At 44.6% G+C, this 22,455-nt stretch carries 22 protein-coding genes; 17 read left to right on the top strand and 5 right to left on the bottom strand.

Annotation, left to right across the window (positions count from 1 at the left end):
* The first annotated feature begins 103 nt into the window (after positions 1 to 103).
* Positions 104 to 1,009, top strand: a complete 906-nt coding sequence (locus ABD036_RS08245) for a LysR family transcriptional regulator (RefSeq protein WP_343858555.1) — start codon at positions 104 to 106, stop codon at positions 1,007 to 1,009.
* Between the two features lie 143 nt (positions 1,010 to 1,152).
* Here ABD036_RS08245 and ABD036_RS08250 read toward each other — a convergent pair whose 3' ends face one another.
* Together ABD036_RS08250 and ABD036_RS08255 are read right to left on the bottom strand one after the other, a co-directional pair.
* The gene (locus tag ABD036_RS08250; RefSeq protein WP_343858557.1) at positions 1,153 to 1,473 is read right to left on the bottom strand and encodes a DUF3301 domain-containing protein; all 321 of its coding nucleotides are present in this window, start codon (positions 1,471 to 1,473) and stop codon (positions 1,153 to 1,155) included.
* A 4-nt stretch (positions 1,474 to 1,477) separates the two neighbouring features.
* Positions 1,478 to 2,548 carry a DUF3549 family protein gene (locus ABD036_RS08255; RefSeq protein ID WP_343858560.1) on the bottom strand — a complete coding sequence of 357 codons (1,071 nt, stop codon included), beginning with the start codon at positions 2,546 to 2,548 and terminating at the stop codon, positions 1,478 to 1,480.
* 202 nt (positions 2,549 to 2,750) lie between these two features.
* On the opposite strand from ABD036_RS08255, the gene truC reads away from it, so the two are divergent.
* From truC to ABD036_RS08270, 3 genes are all read left to right on the top strand, one after another.
* Entirely contained in the window at positions 2,751 to 3,521 is a 771-nt protein-coding gene (gene truC / locus ABD036_RS08260; protein WP_343858562.1) for a tRNA pseudouridine(65) synthase TruC, read from the top strand.
* A complete protein-coding gene (locus tag ABD036_RS08265; protein WP_343858564.1) occupies positions 3,509 to 3,961 on the top strand; it encodes a flavodoxin domain-containing protein in 453 nt (150 codons plus the stop codon). The genes truC and ABD036_RS08265 overlap by 13 nt, the downstream gene beginning before the upstream one ends.
* Before the next feature lie 135 nt (positions 3,962 to 4,096).
* On the top strand, positions 4,097 to 4,654 hold the full coding sequence (locus tag ABD036_RS08270) for a DUF421 domain-containing protein (RefSeq protein WP_343858566.1): 558 nt from the start codon (positions 4,097 to 4,099) through the stop codon (positions 4,652 to 4,654).
* A gap of 92 nt (positions 4,655 to 4,746) precedes the next feature.
* Here ABD036_RS08270 and dapD read toward each other — a convergent pair whose 3' ends face one another.
* The 3 genes from dapD to map form a co-directional block, all read right to left on the bottom strand.
* Positions 4,747 to 5,571, bottom strand: a complete 825-nt coding sequence (gene dapD, locus ABD036_RS08275) for a 2,3,4,5-tetrahydropyridine-2,6-dicarboxylate N-succinyltransferase (protein ID WP_343858568.1) — start codon at positions 5,569 to 5,571, stop codon at positions 4,747 to 4,749.
* On the bottom strand, positions 5,559 to 8,204 hold the full coding sequence (glnD, locus tag ABD036_RS08280) for a [protein-PII] uridylyltransferase (RefSeq protein WP_343858570.1): 2,646 nt from the start codon (positions 8,202 to 8,204) through the stop codon (positions 5,559 to 5,561). Before glnD ends, dapD begins: the two co-directional genes overlap by 13 nt.
* 168 nt (positions 8,205 to 8,372) lie before the next feature.
* Positions 8,373 to 9,164, bottom strand: coding sequence for a type I methionyl aminopeptidase (map, locus tag ABD036_RS08285; protein WP_343858573.1), 792 nt, complete (start codon positions 9,162 to 9,164; stop codon positions 8,373 to 8,375).
* Between the two features lie 432 nt (positions 9,165 to 9,596).
* Between map and rpsB the strand changes: the two genes are divergently transcribed.
* From rpsB to lpxA, 13 genes are all read left to right on the top strand, one after another.
* Positions 9,597 to 10,328 carry a 30S ribosomal protein S2 gene (gene rpsB, locus ABD036_RS08290; protein ID WP_343858576.1) on the top strand — a complete coding sequence of 244 codons (732 nt, stop codon included), beginning with the start codon at positions 9,597 to 9,599 and terminating at the stop codon, positions 10,326 to 10,328.
* 133 nt (positions 10,329 to 10,461) lie between these two features.
* Positions 10,462 to 11,334, top strand: coding sequence for a translation elongation factor Ts (gene tsf / locus ABD036_RS08295; protein WP_343858579.1), 873 nt, complete (start codon positions 10,462 to 10,464; stop codon positions 11,332 to 11,334).
* A 129-nt stretch (positions 11,335 to 11,463) separates the two neighbouring features.
* Positions 11,464 to 12,204 carry a UMP kinase gene (pyrH, locus tag ABD036_RS08300; RefSeq protein WP_343858581.1) on the top strand — a complete coding sequence of 247 codons (741 nt, stop codon included), beginning with the start codon at positions 11,464 to 11,466 and terminating at the stop codon, positions 12,202 to 12,204.
* A gap of 36 nt (positions 12,205 to 12,240) precedes the next feature.
* Positions 12,241 to 12,798, top strand: coding sequence for a ribosome recycling factor (frr, locus tag ABD036_RS08305; RefSeq protein WP_343858583.1), 558 nt, complete (start codon positions 12,241 to 12,243; stop codon positions 12,796 to 12,798).
* Positions 12,799 to 12,834: 36 nt separating this feature from the next.
* The gene (gene uppS, locus ABD036_RS08310) at positions 12,835 to 13,566 is read left to right on the top strand and encodes a polyprenyl diphosphate synthase (protein ID WP_343858585.1); all 732 of its coding nucleotides are present in this window, start codon (positions 12,835 to 12,837) and stop codon (positions 13,564 to 13,566) included.
* A gap of 28 nt (positions 13,567 to 13,594) precedes the next feature.
* Positions 13,595 to 14,461 (top strand): phosphatidate cytidylyltransferase, encoded by an 867-nt coding sequence (locus ABD036_RS08315; RefSeq protein ID WP_343858587.1) that lies wholly within the window; start codon positions 13,595 to 13,597, stop codon positions 14,459 to 14,461.
* On the top strand, positions 14,461 to 15,663 hold the full coding sequence (gene ispC / locus ABD036_RS08320) for a 1-deoxy-D-xylulose-5-phosphate reductoisomerase (RefSeq protein WP_343858589.1): 1,203 nt from the start codon (positions 14,461 to 14,463) through the stop codon (positions 15,661 to 15,663). Before ABD036_RS08315 ends, ispC begins: the two co-directional genes overlap by 1 nt.
* Positions 15,660 to 17,006, top strand: a complete 1,347-nt coding sequence (gene rseP / locus ABD036_RS08325) for a sigma E protease regulator RseP (RefSeq protein WP_343858591.1) — start codon at positions 15,660 to 15,662, stop codon at positions 17,004 to 17,006. Before ispC ends, rseP begins: the two co-directional genes overlap by 4 nt.
* Before the next feature lie 63 nt (positions 17,007 to 17,069).
* Complete coding sequence (gene bamA / locus ABD036_RS08330; RefSeq protein ID WP_343858593.1) at positions 17,070 to 19,541, top strand: outer membrane protein assembly factor BamA; 2,472 nt, start codon at positions 17,070 to 17,072, stop codon at positions 19,539 to 19,541.
* Between the two features lie 57 nt (positions 19,542 to 19,598).
* Positions 19,599 to 20,114, top strand: coding sequence for an OmpH/Skp family outer membrane protein (locus ABD036_RS08335; RefSeq protein WP_343858595.1), 516 nt, complete (start codon positions 19,599 to 19,601; stop codon positions 20,112 to 20,114).
* Between the two features lie 18 nt (positions 20,115 to 20,132).
* Positions 20,133 to 21,167, top strand: coding sequence for a UDP-3-O-(3-hydroxymyristoyl)glucosamine N-acyltransferase (lpxD, locus tag ABD036_RS08340; RefSeq protein ID WP_343858597.1), 1,035 nt, complete (start codon positions 20,133 to 20,135; stop codon positions 21,165 to 21,167).
* 50 nt (positions 21,168 to 21,217) lie between these two features.
* Complete coding sequence (fabZ, locus tag ABD036_RS08345; RefSeq protein WP_425542563.1) at positions 21,218 to 21,652, top strand: 3-hydroxyacyl-ACP dehydratase FabZ; 435 nt, start codon at positions 21,218 to 21,220, stop codon at positions 21,650 to 21,652.
* Positions 21,653 to 21,655: 3 nt separating this feature from the next.
* Positions 21,656 to 22,426, top strand: coding sequence for an acyl-ACP--UDP-N-acetylglucosamine O-acyltransferase (gene lpxA / locus ABD036_RS08350; RefSeq protein WP_343858603.1), 771 nt, complete (start codon positions 21,656 to 21,658; stop codon positions 22,424 to 22,426).
* Positions 22,427 to 22,455 lie beyond the last annotated feature (29 nt).

Here is a 22,455-nt window from a genome sequence, read left to right on the forward strand (position 1 = left end):
ATTAATGAATGTGACTGGTATAGCATAAACCATTCTGCTAATTTGAATGAAATGAAACAAACTAACTATGTAATATGAATTCTATTCACATATTGGTGCAAACATGCCTGACTTAAAACAAATTCAACAATTGGATCTGAACCTACTCAAAGTGTTTGAGAGTTTGTATCAAGAGCAAAACATGACGCGTTGCGCTGAACGTTTGCATATCACCCCTTCAGCGGTCAGCCATGCCATAAAACGTTTACGTCTGTGTTTGGAGGATCCATTGTTTGAACGCAGTCAAAATCGCATGTTACCAACACCTGCTTGTCAACGCATGGCACCGATGATTTTAGATAACCTGAGTCGGCTGCGACAAATTCTGCAGCAATGGGGCGAATTTGAACCCCAGACCAGTACGCATCATTTTCGCATTGGCATGCATGATGCCATTGAACCGGCAGTGTTGCCGCAAATCGCGCACCTACTAGCACACCAAGCGCCTCATACTACCTTTGCCAGTGTCAAGGTGGAGCGCAGTCAGTTGACCCGCGCGTTGGCATCGGGTCATATTGATATGGCGCTTGATGTGGCTATGCCGATCAACCTGCCGGTAAGACATGAGAAAGTGTTTGATGATAGCTTTAGTATTTTAGTGGATAAACATCACGAGATGGTGAACTTGGCTACTCAGCAAGCGTATTTTGATGCGCAGCACGTGAGTGTTTCTCATCGCCCCAGCGGTGCGGTATTAGAAGATTTAATTCTGCAACAACAAGGAATGGCGAGGCAATTAGTGGTGCGTTGTCAAAACTACTATGCCGCTAAAGAGATGATCAAGCACACGGATTGGCTCTTAACCGCCCCGACTTCGTTGGCCAATCGACTCAAAGATGAGCAATTACACTTATTGGCCATGCCGTTTACAATGCCCACCATAGAGACTCATATGTATTGGCATGAAAATACCGAACATGACCGAGCCTTAACGTGGTTTAGGCAGTTAGTATCTAATTTAAAAGGCTAGTACGAAAGTGATCACTTACTTCAAGGTGACGGTATTGGATTCGATTCAACGACTAAAGAAATCCAAATCAACCCCAAGTGCTCATCAAAGTTGCTGTAGGTGCATCAAACTCTTGCTGAAAAAGCAGCAATTAAACCTTGTTATTACAAGGTCTCATTGATCCGATACGCGGGTAAGTCGATATCCGCCATGGTTAAACCGCGCATGGTCATTACCCCGGTGTAACGTTCTTCGCCGGTACTGGAAAACTCAAAGGCGAATTGGGTATACCAGTCTAGTTTTGCCTGATACACAATCAAGCGAGTTTTAAATCGAGCAATGCTGATCAATTGCAAACCGTGCTGATGGCAGTAGCGATCAAGATGAACTTTTGCTTGCTCGGAAATCGCTCGGATCCGCCAAAATTGAAATATGATCGCGGCAATCACAGCAAACAGCACAATATTCGACAAACTAAATTCCATGCATTTACTCCGATTTCGCGGCTTGGTTTTGCGGTTGCGAAAACAGCGAGCCGACGGCTTGTGTGAGGCCCTGTGATTTATCTGTGCTTCGCAGTTGCGCCAACATGGCTTCGCGCATTGACGGAATTCGCACCAAATCGCTAAATACCGCTTGGAAAAACTGAAAACTGCTATCTACTTGTGCCACTTTTTCTAAAAATGGATGAAGTAATTGTTGTCCTTGCGCATTGCTCTCCAGTAGTGCAGACCATAATCGACCACTGATCACCGCCAGCGTGTTGGGTTGACTGCTCAGTGCTAATTGCAGCGCATTGGAGGTTAATTCAATACTATAAGGATGAGTCGCCACTTGGCTCATTGCGCGTAAACCGTGCTGCCAGTCTTGTGCATTATCCGGGCGGGCTAATAACCAATGACTGATGCTCTGCATGATCACGTCGGGAACAACCGTATTTTCCATGCTGGTGAGCAGTGCGTGTTGCACCGTTTGTGGGTAGTGTTCGAATTGCTTCGCAATGACCTCGGCAATGTCATCAGATTGGATATTTGCGACCACATCTGCCAGACCTTGCAAGGCAATCGTCTGCCAATCGATTACCATAGGTGTGCGAATGTAATTTTTCGCTGGCGCGAAAAACTGCGAGTTGCCTAATTGCAATGTTAATCGGCTAATACTGTTAAAATCGGCTAACTGGTGCTGATTGGGCACAAACGAGTAGGGATTATCAGGCAATTGCCCATTTTTTTGTTCAGCATTTTGCAGCTGAGAGCCAAGGGCATCAACGATGATTTGTAAATAATGATTACGTGCTGCGGTGACAATTTGGCCTTGTTCATCTAAAGGGAGTTTCACAAACCAGATATATTGCTGGTCTGAGCGAGTTTTATCCCAAAATACGATGCCAAACCAAGCGTGTCCTGCTCGAGGGAAGGCGGGAAGGTCTTTAGTCAGTTCCCAGTCTAAAAATTGCTGAGTATCAAGGGCTCGTATTCCTCTACCCATGTCAAACACGCGATAGTCGGTGCCAGCATGTAATAAGAATTCACTAATTGTGGAGATTTGATTTTGGGTCATATGGCCTTTTTGCTATCATTGGTAGCGCAATATCGTTGGTCGAGAGTATATCGTCTAACCACATCGAGCAAAAGCTGAGATGAAATTTTCATTCATGCCAGTATGTTAGCTTGGCGCAATCGTTAAATTTAACGTGCTAACCGATTTTTATTCTTAGAATTGATATTTTTTAAACGGTACCCAAGGGTGTTGGAGTTGCAGTGTGATGTTGGATATTGTTTACCAAGATGAGTACATGGTTGCGATCGATAAACCGGCCGGTTTATTGGTGCACCGCAGTTTAATTGATAAACGTGAAACCCAATTTGCGATGCAAATTTTGCGCGATCAAATCGGCCAACATGTGTTTCCAGTGCATCGCTTAGATAAACCGACGTCGGGCGTATTGTTATTCGCACTGTCTTCAGAGGTGGCTCGCTCACTGACTGAACAATTAACCGCAAAAGCAGTAGCTAAACGTTATTTTGCAATTGTTCGCGGCTTTTGCCCTGAACAAGGGCACATTGATTACGCGTTAAAAGAAAAACTGGATAAAATAGCGGATAAGCAAGCTCGCCAAGATAAGCCTGCGCAACCGGCTTTTACGGATTACCAAACGCTGCGCACTTTTGAGTTACCTTTTGCGGTCGGACGTTATCAAAGCGCACGCTATTCGCTGGTGGAGCTGCGCCCGTTGAGTGGTCGCAAACATCAACTACGCAGACACATGGCGCACATTCGTCATCCTATCGTCGGAGATACCACCCACGGCGATGGTAAGCAAAACGCTTTTGTACGTCAGCAATTTGGTTTTGAAGGATTGGCGCTGTGCTGCTCTAGCATGTCACTGAGTCACCCCATTAGCCAAACGCCACTGACAATTCGTAGTCAGTTTGATAGCAGAATGGCCGATTTATTATTACAGTGGGGCGTAACCCCGCAACAACTTTTACAATTGACACAATCACAGGAAAACGAAAAATGGCAGATGTAGGTATCTTTGTTGGATCAGTTTATGGCAACGCACAGCACGTTGCTGAGCAAGCTGAAGAGATGATTGCCGGAAAGGGCTACTCAGTGGAATTATTTACCGATCCCACTATTGATGACTTCGTGCAAAGCAGCGCTATTATTTTTGTTAGTTCAACCACAGGGCAGGGCGATATTCCGCCTAATCTCGAGTTTTTTGTTTACGATCTAAGAGAAAAAATGCCGTTGATGGAGCAAAAGCCGTTCGCGGTAGCTGGCCTTGGCGATAGCAGTTATGGCGATACTTATTGTGGTGCTGGCAAACAGATTTTTGAAACCCTGCTAGAGTTGCAAGGCAAGCCTGTAGATGAGCTGTTGATTGTGGATGCTATGGAAACCTTGGAGCCAGAGAATGACGTGGTGCCTTGGTTGGAAACATTACTGCCTAAGTTAGTTAAACAATAACACTGTTACTTATCTTAACTAAGGTGAAACAAAGTCATCGACCTAACCAGCGCTCGCCCAAAAGCTAGTCATATAAGGGTAGTTTATAACGCCTCATTGAAACGAGTAGATTAATTACAAAGGAGTATGAATTTCATGTTTGAAAAATGGATAACATCGGGTGGACAACTTATTCCTTGGGTATTGCTATCGGTGCTCGCTGCCTACATCGCAATTTTGCTTTATACCCGCATAGTAGGTTTACGCAGTTTGTCTAAAATGTCGGCTGCAGATTTTGTCATGACCATTGCTATTGGTTCTTTGTTTGCATCCACTGTTTCGTTGTCATCGCCTTCTTTATTAGTGGGGTTAACGGCATTGGCTGCTATTTATTTCGGTCAGTGGTTGATTGCTTGGGCTCGAAAACGCTCCAAATTGGTGAGTAGGTTAATTGATAACAGGCCCATATTGTTGATGACCGGCAATAGAATTTTTGACCATAATTTGGCCCTCGCAAATATGACCCGAGCCGATTTATTCGGTAAACTGCGCGAAGCTAATGCGCTGAATTATGATCAAGTGTTAGCTGTCGTATTTGAAACTACCGGCGATATTTCGGTATTGCATAGTAGTGACGAAAATGCCCATCTTGAGGCGGATTTTATGGATTCAGTAATAGATGCTCATGAGTTGTTCAACCAGACCAGCAAATGATAAAGGTATTGGAAATAACTCAAACGTTTAAACGAAGGTTAACCAGATTCATTGAACGCGTCTATGTCGCGTTCAATGAATCAACTGTGACGTTATTCTGCAGCGCGCAATAACGCGTTGATACCGACTTTTGAACGTGTCTGGGCATCGACTTTTTTCACTATTACAGCCGCATACAGACTGTATTTGCCGTCTTTGCTCGGTAAACTACCAGAAACCACAACAGAGCCTGCTGGTACTCTGCCATAATGGATTTCACCCGTTTCACGATCATAAATGCGCGTGCTTTGACCAATGTAAACGCCCATTGAGATAACAGCGCCTTCTTCAACAATCACCCCTTCTACGATTTCAGAACGGGCACCAATAAAGCAGTTATCTTCAATAATGGTTGGATTGGCTTGCAGAGGTTCAAGCACACCACCAATACCCACGCCACCAGACAGGTGTACGTTTTTACCGATTTGCGCACACGACCCCACAGTCGCCCATGTGTCGACCATAGTGCCTTCACCTACATAAGCACCAATATTCACGTAAGACGGCATAACCACTACATTTTTGCCCACAAATGAACCGGTACGAACGGCTGCTGGTGGCACGATACGCACCCCTTCTTGTTCGAATTGGCTTTGTGTGTAGTCAGTATACTTAAGCGGAACTTTATCAAAAAAGGTGCTCTCAGCACCGGCCATTACGCTGTTATCATTTATTCTAAAATACAATAACACGGCCTTTTTCAGCCATTGATGTACGACCCATTCACCGGCAATTTTTTCGGCTACGCGTGCTTTACCGGTGTTTAACAATTCGATGACTTCGAGCACCGCAGATTTGGTCGCTTGGTCAACATTTTTGGCTGTTATGGCTGCTCTATTTTCAAAAGCAGCTTCTATTTGGTTCTTTAAGTCGGACATGTTTCACCGTCAGTTTGAGGTTGATCTAAAAGTTGGGTTAATCGGTTTTTGAGTTGCACTTGCTGTTCAGTGGTCAAGCATTGCTCTTGCTGATTGGCAATAATGAATAAATCTTCTGCACGTTCACCGATGGTAGTGATCTTCGCCATATGCAGCGTCAGTTTCAACTCCACAAATAAATGGCCTACCTTGGCCAGCAGGCCAGGAGCATCAAGTGCTTCTAATTCCATCATGGTGACGTCTGAACTGCTTTGATAAAAACGCACTTTGGTTTTGACGTCGAGTTGTTTCATACGCCGAGACATTTTACGTCTGTTATGATGTTCTCTACCCGGTTTCGCTAACTGGGTCCTGATGGCATCTATTAAGCTGCGCATGCGCGCCGGCGACGATATCCGAGAGCCATCTTGTTCTAACACAATGAAACTATCGAATACGTAATTGTCGTTGGTAATGGTAATCTGCGCATCGTGGATAGAGCAGTTACGACTGTCTAGCACCGAGGCAATTTGCGCAAACAAAGCGGGACGATTCTTACCATACACAAATAATTCAGTTCCTGCCTTGGCGGTTTTATCATTCAACGCTAGGGTGATTTTGTCACTGTTAGACTCCATTGCTTTAGCCACTTCTTGGGTGTGCCAAGCAAGTTGTACGGGACTAAATCGAGCGAAATAATCATTGCTCAGTCGATGCCAAAACTGATCTACATCGGTGCCGGTAATGCCTTTTTTCTTTAACAACTCGCGGGCTTCTACTTGGTGTTTAGTGACCCGCTCTAGCAAGGTGACTCCGCACTGTAGCCCATTCTCCAAGGCCTTTTTGGTCAACTGGTACAGCTCTCTTAATAGCGAGGCCTTCCAATCGTTCCATAAATTATTATTGGTTGCGCGAATATCGGCTAATGTTAAGGCGTACAAGTGATTCAAATGATTTTGACTTTTTACCGCTGCGGCGAATTCACCAATGATATCGGGATCGTAAATATCCCGACGCTGGGCCACTACCGACATCAACAAGTGGCTTTCCACTAACCAGCGAACCAGTTCTGTGTCTTGTTCATCTATTTTGTGTGCTTGACAAAATGACACCACATCTTGAGCACCTAATATCGAATGATCGCCATCACGACCTTTGGCAATATCATGGAAAATGGCGGCTAAATAGAGTAACTCTGGCTTATCGGCTTCCTTGACAATGCGTTTACAACGGGGAAAGTCAGTATTATCTTCAGCATGGTAATGATAAACGTTCTTGACCAGTCTGTGGGTATGTTCGTCAACGGTATAAGCATGGAATAAATCGAATTGCATCATGCCAACGATATGATCCCATTGTGGTAAATAGGACTGCAAAATACCGTGTTTATGCATCAAGTCCCAACCTAATCCGAAAAACGCTGGGTGGCGAACCAACTGCATGAACAACTCGCGACATTCTGGGATTTCGCAAAAGTAACGGTCGTTCAATGCGCGGCGGGCATTGCGTAATTCACGCAGACAACTCGAATGCAACCCTTTGCAATCAGGCGTATTGGCAATCAATAACAAGAAACTTAAAATATCCGCTGGCGTACTAAATACGTTTTCTTTGCGTGCTGCAATCAAACCATCGAGCAGTTCAAAATCATCATTGATAATGCAGGCGTGTTTAACCTTGAGGTCTAAGATGTCTTGTCTGAAGTGTTGAAGTAGCATTTCGTTTAATTCAGCCACGCGTCGCACAATGCGGAAAAACGCTTTCATCATCTGCTCTACCGCAGCTTTACCTGATCCGTAGCCCAGTTTTTCCGCAACATCAGTCTGATAGTCAAACAACAAGCGATTCTCACTGCGACCAGAAATCAGATGTAAGGCAAAGCGAATTCGCCATAGGTGGGAACGACACTCAATCAATTCTGCCCATTCACCCTCAGCAAAATAGCCATGCTCAACCAATTCCCTGCCGTTCCACACGTTGAAGTGTTGTTTGGCCACCCAACCAATGGATTGAATGTCGCGCAGACAACCGGGGTTTTCCTTGATATTCGGCTCTAGGTTGTAAGAGGTGTCATTGAACTTGGCATGTCGATCTTTTTGCTCTTTGTATTTCGCGGTGAAGAAATCCTTGCTGCTCCAATAGCTACGTTCAGATAACTTTGCTTGTAACACATCATAGGTATCTTTACTGCCCGTTAATAAGCGGGCTTCCACTAGATTAGTGGCAATAGTGATATCGGCTTTGGCTAGTTTGATCGTTTCTTTGATCGTTCTAACGGATTGGCCGACATCGAGTTTAATGTCCCACAGCAGGGTAATGAACTGGCCGATAGCTTCTTGTGCTTTTGCGTTGACCGGTTTTTCACTTAACAGCAATAAATCGACATCGGAATAGGGTTGCAATTGGCCTCTGCCATACCCGCCGACGGCCACTAATGAAAGGCCTTTATGTGCTTTTAAATCAATTAAGTCCCACGCATGACATAGCAAATGGTCGACGAATGTCGCTCTAGCGTGCACTAACTGGTCAACGGGCACCGTTTCAAAATCTTCGTTCAGCCAGGTGTAGCTGTCCGCAACACATTGCTTAAAGCTTTTGATGTCGTTGATGTCAGTAATTTTGTGAATTTGTTCAACAAGATGTTGTAACGACAATAGACTTCCTCGTCAGTTGATAAAATGCTGTGCAATACAGACACAATGCAAATTTGCTCGTTATTAGGAATGGCAGTGTCTACCACCCCCAAGCACAACGCAAATAACTAAAATGAGCAAGTCATAATCTAACTTCATAAGCTGTTGAGCCACCCCTTCCTAGCGTGACTAATGACTGATCACTCTATCAATGGTTTCATCATCACGCAGTGTGAGAATTTCAACGCCATCTTTGGTAACCAATAAGGTATGTTCCCATTGGGCGCTGAGGCTGCGATCTTTGGTCACTACCGTCCAATTATCGGGCAACACTTTTGAATATCGTTTACCGGCGTTGACCATCGGCTCTATGGTGAAACACATGCCTTCTTTTAATTCCACTCCGGTATTAGGTCGTCCATAATGCACGACTTGAGGCTCTTCGTGAAAGTTGGCGCCTATGCCGTGACCGCAATACTCTCTAACAATGCTGTAATTATGTTTTTCCGCATGTTGTTGTATCACATAGCCTATGTCACCTAGTTTGGCCCCAGGTTTGACCAATTTGATCCCCAAGTAAAGCGACTCTTGAGTCACCTTTATCAACCGTTCCGCCATAATGCTTGGTTTACCCACCACAAACATCTTAGAGGTGTCGCCGTGATAGCCATCTTTTATTACCGTTACATCAATGTTGATAATGTCGCCGTCTTTGAGCTTCTTATCCGATGGAATGCCGTGACATATCACATGATTTACCGAGGTGCAGATAGACTTTGGAAAAGGTGGATTACCGTAGTTTAATGGCGCGGGCACTCCTTGCTGCTCATTGACAATATAGTCATGGCAAATTTGGTTTAACTCGTCAGTTGTAACTCCCTTTTTCACAAAAGGGCCAATCATTTGCAAAACGTCAGCAGCTAAGCGGCCAGCTACGCGCATTTTTTCGATTTCTTCAGGTGTTTTAATAGTGATGGTCAAGTTAGGCTCTCAAACGTTCAAAATTACATTAAGTGTCTATAAATGAAATTGTAACTTTTGCGCTTGAAAAAGTATAGGAGAGGCGAGGTTGCAGTGTATCTTTACCGAACGTCTACCAATTTAGGGGCTTAATGCAGCAGCTCGACTAGGCCCTGTTTTCTGTGTCTGATCGTCTAGACCGGTTCGGCTAGGATAAAAGTGTTACGTTTTAGCACAAATAAGGCAATTCACTTGCCTCAGAGGGTGTGGCGTGATATAAAGCGCACCGCAATTTCGATACCTCAATTTTTTGAGTAACGAAAAACGCGAAAACATTATTAAATAACACACATACATCGACACATTTGTCGGGGTGTCCAAGCTGGTTTTGCCGCCTAATTGGATCGATAGATGGGATGTATGGAGGCCTAACCCCAATTTGAGGAAATTATAATGGCAAACGTATCAATGCGTGACATGCTCCAAGCGGGCGTGCATTTCGGTCACCAGACTCGTTACTGGAACCCAAAAATGAAACCTTTTATCTTTGGCGCTCGTAACAAAGTTCATATCATCAACCTTGAAAAAACGGTTCCTTTGTTCAATGAAGCATTGAACTATGTCAGCAACGTATCTTCTAAAAAAGGTAAAGTCCTTTTTGTTGGTACTAAACGTGCTGCAAGTGATCCGATCAAAGAAGCGGCTCAAAAATGTGACCAATTCTATGTAAACAAGCGTTGGTTGGGTGGCATGTTGACTAACTGGAAAACAGTTCGTCAATCAATCAAGCGTCTTAAAGACCTTGAACAGCAATCTCAAGACGGTACGTTTGAGAAGCTAACCAAAAAAGAAGTATTAATGCTTCAACGTGAAATGACCAAGCTTGAAAGCAGCCTTGGTGGAATCAAAGACATGGGCGGTCTTCCTGACTGTTTATTCGTTATTGATGCCGATCACGAACACATCGCAATTACTGAAGCTCGTAACCTAGGTATTCCAGTAATTTCGGTTGTAGATACCAATTCTAATCCTGATGGTGTGGATTACATCATTCCAGGTAACGACGATGCTATTCGTGCAATCCAATTGTACTTGAATGCCGCTGCTGATGCAGTTACGCAAGGTCGTGAGAAGAACCTAGAAGTACAAGCTGAGCAAGACGACTTCGTCGAAGCTGCTGAGTAATTTCAGCGCGCGGCGTCAGTCGCGTCATGTTGAAAGCGCTTAGTTTTCAACGCAGTACTTTCTTCAGGGGCGGTAATTTATTACGGCCCCTGTTTTATAAATTAAGATCTACTTTTATGCTGAGGAAAGCAAAATGGCAGTGACAGCAGCCCTAGTTAAAGAACTTCGCGAGCGCACAGGCGCCGGCATGTTAGATTGTAAGAAAGCGTTAGTTGAGACTGACGGTGACATCGAATTAGCAATTGAAAACATGCGTAAATCTGGTCAAGCAAAAGCAGCTAAAAAAGCTGGTCGTATTGCTGCAGAAGGTATCATCATTACTAAAGTGAGCAACGGCGTTGCGACTATGATGGAAATCAACAGTGAAACTGACTTTGTTGCACGTGATGAAGGTTTCTTGGCTTTTGCTAACAAACTTATCGACGTAGCCGCTGCGAACAAAATCAATGACATGGAAACGCTTAATAGCGCCCAAATCGATGGTGTTTCTGTCGCTGATGCGCGTGATACCTTGGTTGCCAAAATTGGTGAAAACATTTCTCCTCGTCGCGTGTTGACAGTTGAAGGTGATAACCTAGGTGCATACGTGCACGGTGGCCGTATCGGTGTTGTTGCAATTTTGAACGGCGGTGACGAAGAATTGGCGAAAGACGTTGCAATGCATGTTGCTGCAGCTAGCCCACAATTCGTTAAGCCTGACGATGTTCCAGCTGAAGTTGTAGCTAAAGAAAAAGAAATCCAACTTGAAATTGCAGTTCAGTCTGGCAAGCCAGCTGACATCGCTGAGAAAATGGTTTCTGGTCGCATGAAGAAATTCACTGGCGAAATCAGCTTAACTGGACAGCCTTTTGTAAAAGATCCTTCAATGTCTGTGGGTGACTTACTTAAGTCTAAAGGTGCTGATGTTGTCAACTTCGTACGTTTCGAAGTGGGTGAAGGCATCGAGAAGAAACAAGAAGATTTTGCGGCAGAAGTTGCTGCGCAAATGGAAGCTGCAAAGAAATAATTGCGCCTTTCGCTTTTGCGTACTGCTAATGTCATATAAACTATGGGCACCTCAAATTGAGGTGCCTTTTACTATGTATAGAAAACCCACGACCAATTGCTATAACAAACATGAAGGAATGGCTAATCAATGAGTATCGCACCTAAATCTGCCTATCGAAGAATTTTATTGAAGTTGAGTGGCGAAGCCTTGATGGGTGATGAGGGCTTTGGTATCGATGCCAAAGTGCTCGACAGAATGGCTCAAGAAATCAAAGAACTAGTAGAGATGGGCGTACAAGTTGGTTTAGTGATAGGCGGCGGCAACCTATTTCGGGGTGAAGGCTTGGCAAAAGCCGGCATGAATCGCGTAGTCGGTGACCACATGGGTATGCTAGCCACTGTAATGAACGGGTTGGCCATGCGTGACGCCTTGCATAGAGCATTTGTCAATGCGCGTCTGATGTCTGCCATTCCATTGAATGGTATCTGTGACCCTTATAATTGGACAGAAGCGATTAGCTTATTGAAGTCTGGTCGTGTGGTGATTTTCTCCGCAGGCACCGGTAATCCATTTTTTACCACTGATTCGGCGGCCTGCCTAAGAGGGATTGAAATTGAAGCCGATGCAGTATTAAAGGGCACTAAAGTGGACGGCGTTTACGATTCCGATCCAATGACTAATCCCGATGCTGTGTTGCTTAAAAACGTCAGTTACAATGAAGTATTAGAAAAAGAGTTAAAAGTGATGGACCTGGCCGCATTTACGTTGGCAAGAGATCACAGTTTACCTATTCGAGTTTACAACATGAATACACCTGGAGTGCTGCGAAGAGTAGTGTTAGGTGAAGATGAGGGAACCACGATTTCTCATCAATCGACGCAAGATTAATAATAACTATTCAAAAAATATTCTAGGGAGAATGCCATGATTAACGAAATTCATGACGATGCTAAACAGCGTATGGAAAAAAGCATCAGTGCACTCAAAAGCCAGTTGAGCAAAATTCGAACTGGTCGCGCTCACCCAGCGTTATTAGACAGTATTATGGTGCCATATTACGGTACGGATACACCGTTAAAACAGCTAGCAAATATCTTTGCAGAAGATGCCCGTACTTTGGCATTAAACGTGTTTGATAAGAGTGCTGCAGCGGCTGTTGAAAAAGCGATAATGCAGTCAGACTTAGGTTTAAACCCGATGAGCTCAGGCACTGCAATGCGCATTCCTATGCCAGCGTTGACTGAAGAGCGCCGTAAAGACTTGATTAAAGTCGTTCGAAACGAAGCCGAGCAAGGCCGAGTGGCAGTGCGTAATATTCGTCGTGATGCTAACAGTGACATCAAAGAATTGCTGAAAGAAAAAGAGCTTAGCGAAGATGAAAGTCGCAAGGGCGAAGAACAAATTCAAAAGCTGACAGACGAATTCGTCAAAGAAATCGACGCTTTGCTACAAGATAAAGAAAAAGAGTTGATGGAGATCTAATCAACCTATGTTGATTGGAAGCTTTGGCGGAAATCTATGACACAAAATAAAATGCCACAGCACGTTGCTATTATTATGGATGGTAATGGTCGCTGGGCACAAAAAAAAGGGAAGATCCGCACCTTTGGTCATAAGGCCGGTGTGGAGTCTGTTCGTGCAGCAGTGCGTTTCGCGCGGCAAAATAATATCAAATCGCTGACGTTATTTGCCTTTAGTAGCGAAAACTGGAAGCGGCCGGCTGAAGAAGTCGGTGTGCTGATGGATCTGTTCAACTTTGTGTTAAACAGTGAAGCCAAGAAACTCAATAAGAACGATGTTCGATTGAAGATCATCGGCGATACCTCACGATTTGACCCCAAGTTAGTTACTAAAATACAAAAAGCAGAGCAGTTGACTGAAAACAATACTGCTTTGATCCTCAATATTGCCGCTAATTACGGTGGTCGTTGGGATATTGTTAATGCAGCTAAGCAATTAGTGAAGTCTAATCTGCAAGCGGGCAAAACGATTGACGAGATTGATGAGCAGGATTTCCATCAATTTGTCAGTTTGGCAGATCAGCCAGAGCTAGATTTGTTAATTCGTACCGGCGGCGAGCATAGGATCAGTAATTTCCTTATGTGGCAATGTGCTTATGCTGAATTGTACTTCACTGACACCCTTTGGCCAGACTTCGACGAGCAGGCTTTTCAGCTCGCGGTAGATGACTTTGCAGAACGTCAACGTCGCTTTGGCTTAACCGGTGAGCAAGTAGGCGAGCAAGGATGAGTCTTATCATCCCGTCAGGAGATTTAGTATGTTAAAACAACGCATCATCACGGCTTTGATATTGGCCCCAATCGCGTTGGGTTGTATTTTATTTTTACCCGTTTTGGGGTTTGAACTGTTTATTGCGGGCGTGATTGGTTTAGGCGCATATGAATGGGCCAATATGTCAGGCATTTTACCGCGTCCACGCAAGGCAATGTATGCGCTGTTTATCATGCTGTGTTGTGTGTTTCTGATATTCTGGGTCCCAACTGAAGTCATTTGGTATCAAGGCGCACTCAATCAGTTTTACACCTACATTTTAGGCGTGGCGGCAGTTTGGTGGTTCGTTTCGTTGTTAATGATCATCGCCTATCCACGATTTTCAATTGTCTGGCGTAATAGTAAAGCCATCCGTTGCCTATTTGGTGTGCTCACCTTAATTCCCACTTTTGTTGCGTTAGTTTCTTTGCGCTCTCACATGTATGACATTGACCCATTCTATGGTGTGTCACTGATATTTTACGTGCTAGGCATCGTTTGGGCTGCGGATATTGGCGCCTTTTTCGTAGGTGTTAAATTTGGACGACATAAACTGCGTCCCAATGTTTCACCGGGTAAAACCCTTGAAGGCTTAGCCGGTGGTATTGGGGCATCGACAGCAATCATTGCCTTCGCTGCATTACATTATCAGGTCGATCCTGGGCGCATCTGGATGCATATCTTAATTGGTGGTTTAACGGTGGGAGTTTCTGCCTTGGGCGATTTGAATGAGAGTATGTTTAAGCGCTGTGCAGGCATCAAAGACAGTGGTCGAATTCTGCCAGGCCACGGTGGTATTCTCGATCGAATTGACAGTTTGACCGCAGCGTTTCCGGTGTTCACTTACTGTTACGTGTTGTGGATGGCGGGCTAGTGACACAGTCTTCTGATTTACATAATATTACTATTCTAGGCGCTACCGGTTCGATTGGGCAAAGTACTCTTGACGTCGTTTCCTTGCATCCGGATAAGTATAATGTGACCGCACTCTCTGCACATTCCAATGTAGATAAACTGATTTCATTAGCACTGGTTTATCAGCCGGACTTTTTAGTCATTGCTGACGATTCTTATTACAGCGAGTTACAACAAAAGTCAGCCCAAGCTGGGTTAAGTTGTGAGCTGCTAAGCGGTAATGAAGGGCTATGTCACATCGCGCAATTAGATGAGGTTCATAGCGTCATGGCCGCCATTGTAGGCGCAGCCGGATTAATACCAACATTGACCGCGGTTAATGCCGGTAAAAAAGTGATGCTGGCCAATAAAGAAGCGTTAGTCATGTGTGGCGAGCTGTTTATCAATGCGGTAAATAAAAGTGGTGCGCAACTGTTACCTATCGACAGCGAACACAATGCCATTTTTCAATGCTTGCCGGAAAACTATCAATACGGTGATTTACACCGTTCAGGGATCAGCAAAATATTGCTAACCGGATCCGGTGGACCTTTCTTAACACGACCGCTTGACAGTTTTTCGAGTATTACTCCCGATCAAGCCTGTGCCCATCCTAATTGGGATATGGGGCGCAAAATCTCGGTTGATTCTGCCACTATGATGAATAAGGGCTTGGAGTTTATCGAGGCCAAATGGTTATTTGGTCTGGGCTGTGATGATATTCAAATCGTGTTGCATCCACAGAGCATTATTCACTCTATGGTGCAATATGCCGATGGCTCTGTGCTGGCGCAAATGGGCAACCCCGATATGCGTACGCCCATTGCGCATTGTCTTGCTTATCCTAAGCGAATCGATGCCGGTGTAAAACCGTTGAATTTTGTCGACATGGTTGATTTTAGCTTCCAAGTAGCTGATTTCGAACGTTATCCGAATCTGCGCACCGCGATTGATGCCTGCGCTGCTGGACAATACGCTACCACGTCTCTGAATGCGGCTAATGAAATTGCGGTTGAGGCGTTTTTATCTGGTCATATCGGATTTAATCAGATCGCGACTATTAATCGCAATGTGGTGGAACAAATCCAAGCAACCCAGATCAATAGCATCGACGATGTGTTGGCGTTAGATAGCCAAGCCCGAGATTTAGCCCGCCAACATCTTCGTAAGGCCTGTGCATGATTGATTTTATATGGAACCTTGTGTCTTTTATTGTTGCACTTGGAATACTGGTTGCAGTGCATGAGTGGGGCCATTTTTGGGTAGCCAGACGTTGTGGTGTTAAAGTCGAGCGCTTTTCAATTGGCTTTGGTAAGGCGCTGTGGAAAACCAAAGATAAATTAGGCACTGAGTTCGTGATAGCCGCCATTCCATTAGGCGGATACGTGAAAATGATTGATGAACGTGTTGATCATGTTAGTGATGAAGATTTGCCTTATGCCTTCAATCGGCAACCGGTGTTAAAACGCATCGCCATTGTAGCGGCAGGTCCAATGGTCAACTTTTTATTCGCCATCTTAGCTATTTACTTGTTGTTACTGATTGGTGAGCAGACTCGCAAGCCGATAGTCGGAGAAATCCCTGAAGCTTCCTATGCCGCTGCGGCGGGGTTAAAGCAGGGCGATGAAATTATTGCCTTTGAGGGACGTCCAACAGATGACTGGACGGCTGTCAATTATGAAATAATGGGCGTGATTGGTGAGCCTAAAGCGCAATTCAAAGTTCGCAGTGCAGCAGGCTACGAGCGTAACCTGCAACTTGACTTGAAAAACTGGAAACTTGATCCCGATAAACAGTCGCCAATGGACAGTTTAGGAATAGTGCCGTTTCGTCCACAGGTCAGTAAAAAAGTGGCTTATGTGGAGAAATCTTCACCAGGTGATGGCATAGGTTTGCAAGTAAACGATATTATTCTGTCGTTTAATGGAACTACTGTGCAAAATTGGGAACAAATAGTGGAGCTTATCGAGCAGCACCCGCAACAAAATGTTAGTATACGGGTGCAAAGAGACGGCAATGAGACGACGCTTACCGGCCGAGTTGGAGCAAAAGCTGATGATCAGCAAAAAGGGTATTTAGGAATAATCCCGTTCCAACAACCGTATCCAGCGACCCATGTATTTGTTAAGCAGTACGGTCCAGTGGAAGCAATCTGGCACAGCGTTGACGAAACCTGGCGTTTAGTCACCTTGAGTGTCGGCATGATAGGTAAACTTTTTACCGGTGATATATCCGTAAAAAGCCTCAGCGGACCCATCTCCATTGCACAGGGTGCAGGAATGAGTGCCAGCTTTGGGATTGTAGCTTTTTTAAGTTTTTTAGCCCTGATCAGTGTGAATTTAGGTATCATTAATCTTTTACCTCTACCGGTACTGGATGGTGGTCATTTGCTCTATTACGTGATCGAACTTGTGACTGGTAAACCGGTTTCAGAGTCTGTTCAGGAAGTAGGTTTTAAAATTGGTGGTATCGTTTTACTGTTATTGATGACAATCGCCTTTTATAACGATATCGCGCGACTGTAGCGCGCAAACCACAATTATGCTCCGTCAAAGAGAGCAAATAGTGCTTAGGAAGAATATTAATAAATGAAGTTTAAACAGTTAGTTGTAGCCGGATTGTTTTTGTCCAGTGCTAGCTTGACCTTTGCTGCCACAGATGAACAATTTGTAGTCAGCGATATTAAAGTTGAAGGATTGCAACGGGTTGCTCTAGGTGCCGCTTTGACGTATCTACCGGTAAATGTCGGTGATACTATGAATAGCTTTCGCACATCGCAACTGATCCGCAGTCTCTATTCTTCCACTCACTTTGAAAATATTGAAATTCTGCGTGACGGAACCACGCTAGTTGTTCGCGTAAAAGAACGTCCAACTATCAGTAATATCATTTTCGAAGGCAACGATGATATTAAAGATGAACAGTTGCAGGAAAGTTTGGACGGCAACAATATTCGTGTCGGCGAACCGCTAGATAAAACCGTACTGACAGGCATTGAAAATGGCTTGAAAGACTTCTTCTACAGTATTGGTAAATACAATGCTGATGTCAGTGCTATTGTCACACCTCTACCGCGTAACCGCGTCGATCTTAAACTCTTATTTGAAGAAGGCGATTCAGCCAAAATCAAACAGATTAATATCGTTGGCAATGAAGTGTTCAGCGATGCCGAATTGTTCCGCCAAATGGAACTGAAATTTAATACGCCTTGGTGGGACTTTCTTTCTGAAACTCGTTATCAGAAACAAACCCTATCGGGTGATATGGAAACGATCCGCAGTTATTACCTCGATCGCGGTTACTTACGCTATATGGTCGATTCAACCCAAGTATCCATGACCCCTGAAAAAGACGGCATTTATATCACCCTGAATGTGACTGAAGGTGAACAATATACTGTGTCTGAAGTGGAGTTAGTGGGAGACTTGCTTGGCAACGAAGAGTATATGAAAGCGGTATTACCGTTACTGCCGAATGAATTGTACAACCAAGCCAGAGTCACCTATGCCGAGGAATTTATCAGTAAATATCTAGGGCGTTTTGGTTATGCTTATCCAACGGTGACCACCATTCCCGAAATTAATGATGAAGACAAAACCGTTAAGTTAACGTTATCGGTTGACCCTGGGAAACGTATTTACGTGCGCCGAATTAACTTTGAAGGTAACTCGGTCACTGCGGATGAGGTACTGCGTCAGTCGGTTACCCAGATGGAAGGCGCTTGGCTGTCGAATAACTTGTTAGAGTCATCTAAAAACAGTTTGTCTCGATTGACCTATATGGAAGACGTTGATTTTGAGACTATCCGCTTGCCGGGTGAAGATGACAAAGTCGACATTATCTACAAGGTAAAAGAACAACCTTCTGGATCCTTTAATGCTGGTATCGGTTACGGCGATCGAACCAAATTGAGTTTGCAAGCGGGGATACAGCAGGATAATTTCCTCGGAACAGGCAAGCGCTTAGCTTTTAATATCAGTACAGTGTCGTTCCAAAAAAGTGTGCAGCTATCTTATACGGATCCGTACTTCACCATAGACGGCATTAGTTTGGGCGGAAGTTTGTCCTATAGTGAATTTGACGCAGGTAGCGCAAACCTAGTTCAGTACAACAGTAAACAATACTCGTTGGGGGTTAATATTGGTTACCCAATCAACGAATTTAACCGCATCAGTTTCGGTCTCAGTTACAGTGATGTGGAGTTGTCACGTCGCAGTAACTATGAACAAACTGATCGCTTCTACAATCAATTTATTGACCCAAGTAACCCGGATGCGCCGATAGATTATTCGAGTTTCTTGACCTCTGTGTCTTGGAGTCGTAGCACACTCAACCGTGGTATTTTCCCAACAGCAGGGTCATCGCAAAGCTCGTCATTTAGTATTACTACGCCAAACTCAGATGTGAACTACTTCAAAACCATTTTTGACAGTAAGTTCTACTTCCCGCTATCGCAAAACCAGCGTTGGTCAGTGCTTACGCGCATTAGAGCGGGATATGGAAATGGCTATGGTGACAGTAACGGTATAGAGCAGATACTGCCCTTCACACAAAACTTTACTGCCGGTGGTAGCGACACCCTGCGGGGTTTCGAAAATAACACCGTAGGTCCTCGTGGTGTACAGCGTTCAGCAAGAAGTATTACCGGGCCTAACGGGGAAACTATCTACCTGGGACCTGAGTCTGACAACTTGGTTGTTTCTTCTCGTTCCTTAGGGGGTAATGCCATGCTCTTAGGGGGGCTTGAACTCATAGTACCGACGCCTTTTGTTGGTGAAGAATTTGATAACTCCGTGCGTTCTAGCTTCTTTGTTGATGTGGGTAACGTGTGGGACACAGAATTTGATTTTGATAAGTATCGTGACCTCAGTGTCGACTCACGTAGCCCGGATCCGGTAGCTGATTACAGTGACTGGACGCGCTATAGAGCTTCTGCTGGACTTTCGATACAATGGCTATCACCAATGGGACCAATGGTGTTTAGCTTTTCAAGAGCATTACAAGAACGGGTAGGAGATGACGTCAAATTCTTCTCGTTTAATATCGGTCAAACATTTTAAAATTAGATTAGTGATGTTACTAATCGCCAAAACTAAAAATATAGGAAGGAGTATCCCTTGAAACAGTTATTTAAAGCACTTTTAGCCACCGCACTACTAAGCAGCGCTATGATGAGCACCGTTGCTTACGCAGAGCAGAAAATTGGCGTCATCAACAGACAAGCAATTATTCAGCAAATGCCGCAAGCCATTGCGATGCAACAGTCGTTGCAAATTGAATTGAAAGACGAAGGTGCAAAAATTGAAGCAATGCGTCAAGAAATGGCGACTGCACTTGATAAATTGCGTAAAGACGCACCGACCATGAGTGAAGCACAAATTAAAGCTGAGCAAGAGCGTCTACAAAAGAAAAATGCTGAGTACGAAGCTATGGCTAAGCCTTTTCAAGAAAAAGTGAAAGCTCGTCAGCAAGAAGAAAACATCAAGATTATTCAATTGCTTAACTCTGCAATTCAACAAATCGTTGACGAAGAAAACTATGACCTTGTGTTAGATGCACAAGCCATTGTGTATGCGACACCAGCACACAACATCTCTGAAAAAGTACTGAAAAAAGTCAGTGCAATGAAATAAAAAAACCAAGGAGCCCGCATGCAGTTAATAAGCTTACAGGCATTAGCAGATAAAATCGGTGCAACCTTGCACTTAGCTGCTAATGACACAGAACAAAGTCAGGTCAGTGGACTGGGAACTTTGGCAAGTGCGGGCATTGGTCAGATTTCCTTTTTGTCGAATAGCAAGTATCGTACGCAACTTGCAGACACGAAAGCGCAAGCGGTAATCTTGCATCCTGATGAATTATCCCATTGTCCCTGCACCGCACTCGTTCATACCAACCCTTATGTCGGCTTTGCTTTAGCTGCTCAGGTACTTGATACGACTCCTCGGTGTGCGCAGGGCATTGCACCTAGTGCAGTGATAGCCGACGATGTGGTGATGGGCCAGGGTGTTAGTGTTGGCGCTAATGCGGTCATTGAATCAGGTGTTACACTGGGTGATGACGTGCAAATTGGTGCAGGGTGCTTTATTGGCAAAGGTTGTCAGCTCGGCAATCGCACTAAGCTTTGGGCAAATGTGACGCTCTATCACAACACCATTATGGGTGACGATTGCTTGGTGCAATCGGCCACCGTAATTGGTAGCGATGGATTTGGCTATGCTAACGACAAAGGTCGATGGATCAAAATCCCTCAACTGGGTCGTGTGGTGATAGGTAATCGTGTTGAGATTGGGGCAAGTACCACAATTGATCGCGGCGCATTAGATGATACTGTCATCAGTGATGGTGTTATCTTGGATAATCAAATTCAGATTGCCCACAATGTAAAAATTGGCGAAAATTCGGCAATGGCAGCTTGTTCGGTTATTGCCGGTAGCACTAGCTTAGGCAGCAATTGTAGCATTGCCGGTTTAGTTGGTATTAATGGCCATTTAGAGATAACCGATAATGTGCATTTTACTGGTATGTCTATGGTCACCAAATCGATCGAAGAGCCCGGTGTTTATTCGTCCGGTATGCCAGCCACGAGCAATCGAGAATGGCGGAAGAATGCTGTGCATTTGCGCCAACTTCATACCCTAGTGCAACGTGTCAAAGATTTGGAAAAACAACAATCAGACAAGTAAACGCATGATAGCGTTTATGTACGTAAGGAGATCAGCCTTTGGCCGACAATATGAGTGTCATTGAAATAGAAGAGATTATGGCGTTGTTACCGCATCGCTATCCAATGTTGTTAGTTGACAGAGTGACTGAGTGCAAGCTAGGTGAATCAATTAAAGCTTACAAAAATATCACCATCAATGAGCCTTGTTTCACGGGACATTTTCCAGGCAAGCCTATTTTCCCTGGGGTGCTAATTTTGGAAGCAATGGCACAGGTAGCAGGTGTGTTGGGATTCAAAACAGCAGGTAACAGTGACGAGCTATACTTGTACGCAGGTATCGATAATGCCCGTTTTAAAATGCCAGTAGTGCCGGGTGACCGTTTAGATTTTGAGATATCCTTGATTAAAGAAAAGCGTGGGATCTGGAAATTTCGCGGCGTTGCCAGTGTTGACGGCAAAGATGCCTGTGTTGCTGAATTTATGTGTGCAATGAGGAAAATGTAAGCAGTGATCCACGAAACAGCGATTGTTCACCCTTCTGCGAAACTGGCGCCTGACGTCCAAATTGGGGCTTTCTCATTAATTGGAGAAGGTGTTGAAATGGGCAGTGGCTGTGTGGTGGAATCACACGTGGTCATCAAAGGTCCAAGTAAAATCGGCAAAAACAATCGATTTTTTCAGTTCGGCTCTATTGGTGAAGAATGCCAAGATAAAAAATACGCCGGAGAACTTACCCGCTTAGAAATAGGCGATAACAACGTATTCAGAGAATGTGTCACTATTCATCGTGGCACCATTCAAGATCAAAGTTTGACCAAGATCGGCTCTAACAATCTGTTCATGTCTTATGTACATGTGGCCCATGATTGTATGGTGGGTGACAATAATATCTTAGCCAATAATGCGACTATCGCTGGCCATGTGCACGTGGGTGATTACGTCATACTAGGCGGAATGACGGCGGTTCATCAGTTCTGCCACATCGGCTCGCATTGTTTTACTGGCGGTGGCTGTGTAGTACTCAGTGACATTCCACCCTATGTCATGGTCAATGGCATTGACAACACGCCAGCTGGGATCAACTCTGAAGGCTTGAAACGTCGAGGCTTCGATAAAGACGTTATCATGCAGATCCGACGTGCTTATAAAGTGCTCTATCGCAACGGAAATCGCGCTGAAGAAGCGGTGGCTCTATTGCGAGAAATGGCACAACAAACCAAAGAAGTGGGTGTGATGGCGGAGTTTGTTGCAAACTCTGCTCGCGGCATAATCCGCTAATAATGACTCCTTGTTCGCGAGCCTCTTAA

Origin of the sequence: Aliiglaciecola litoralis (assembly GCF_039523355.1) — a bacterium.
Lineage (GTDB): Bacteria > Pseudomonadota > Gammaproteobacteria > Enterobacterales > Alteromonadaceae > Aliiglaciecola > Aliiglaciecola litoralis.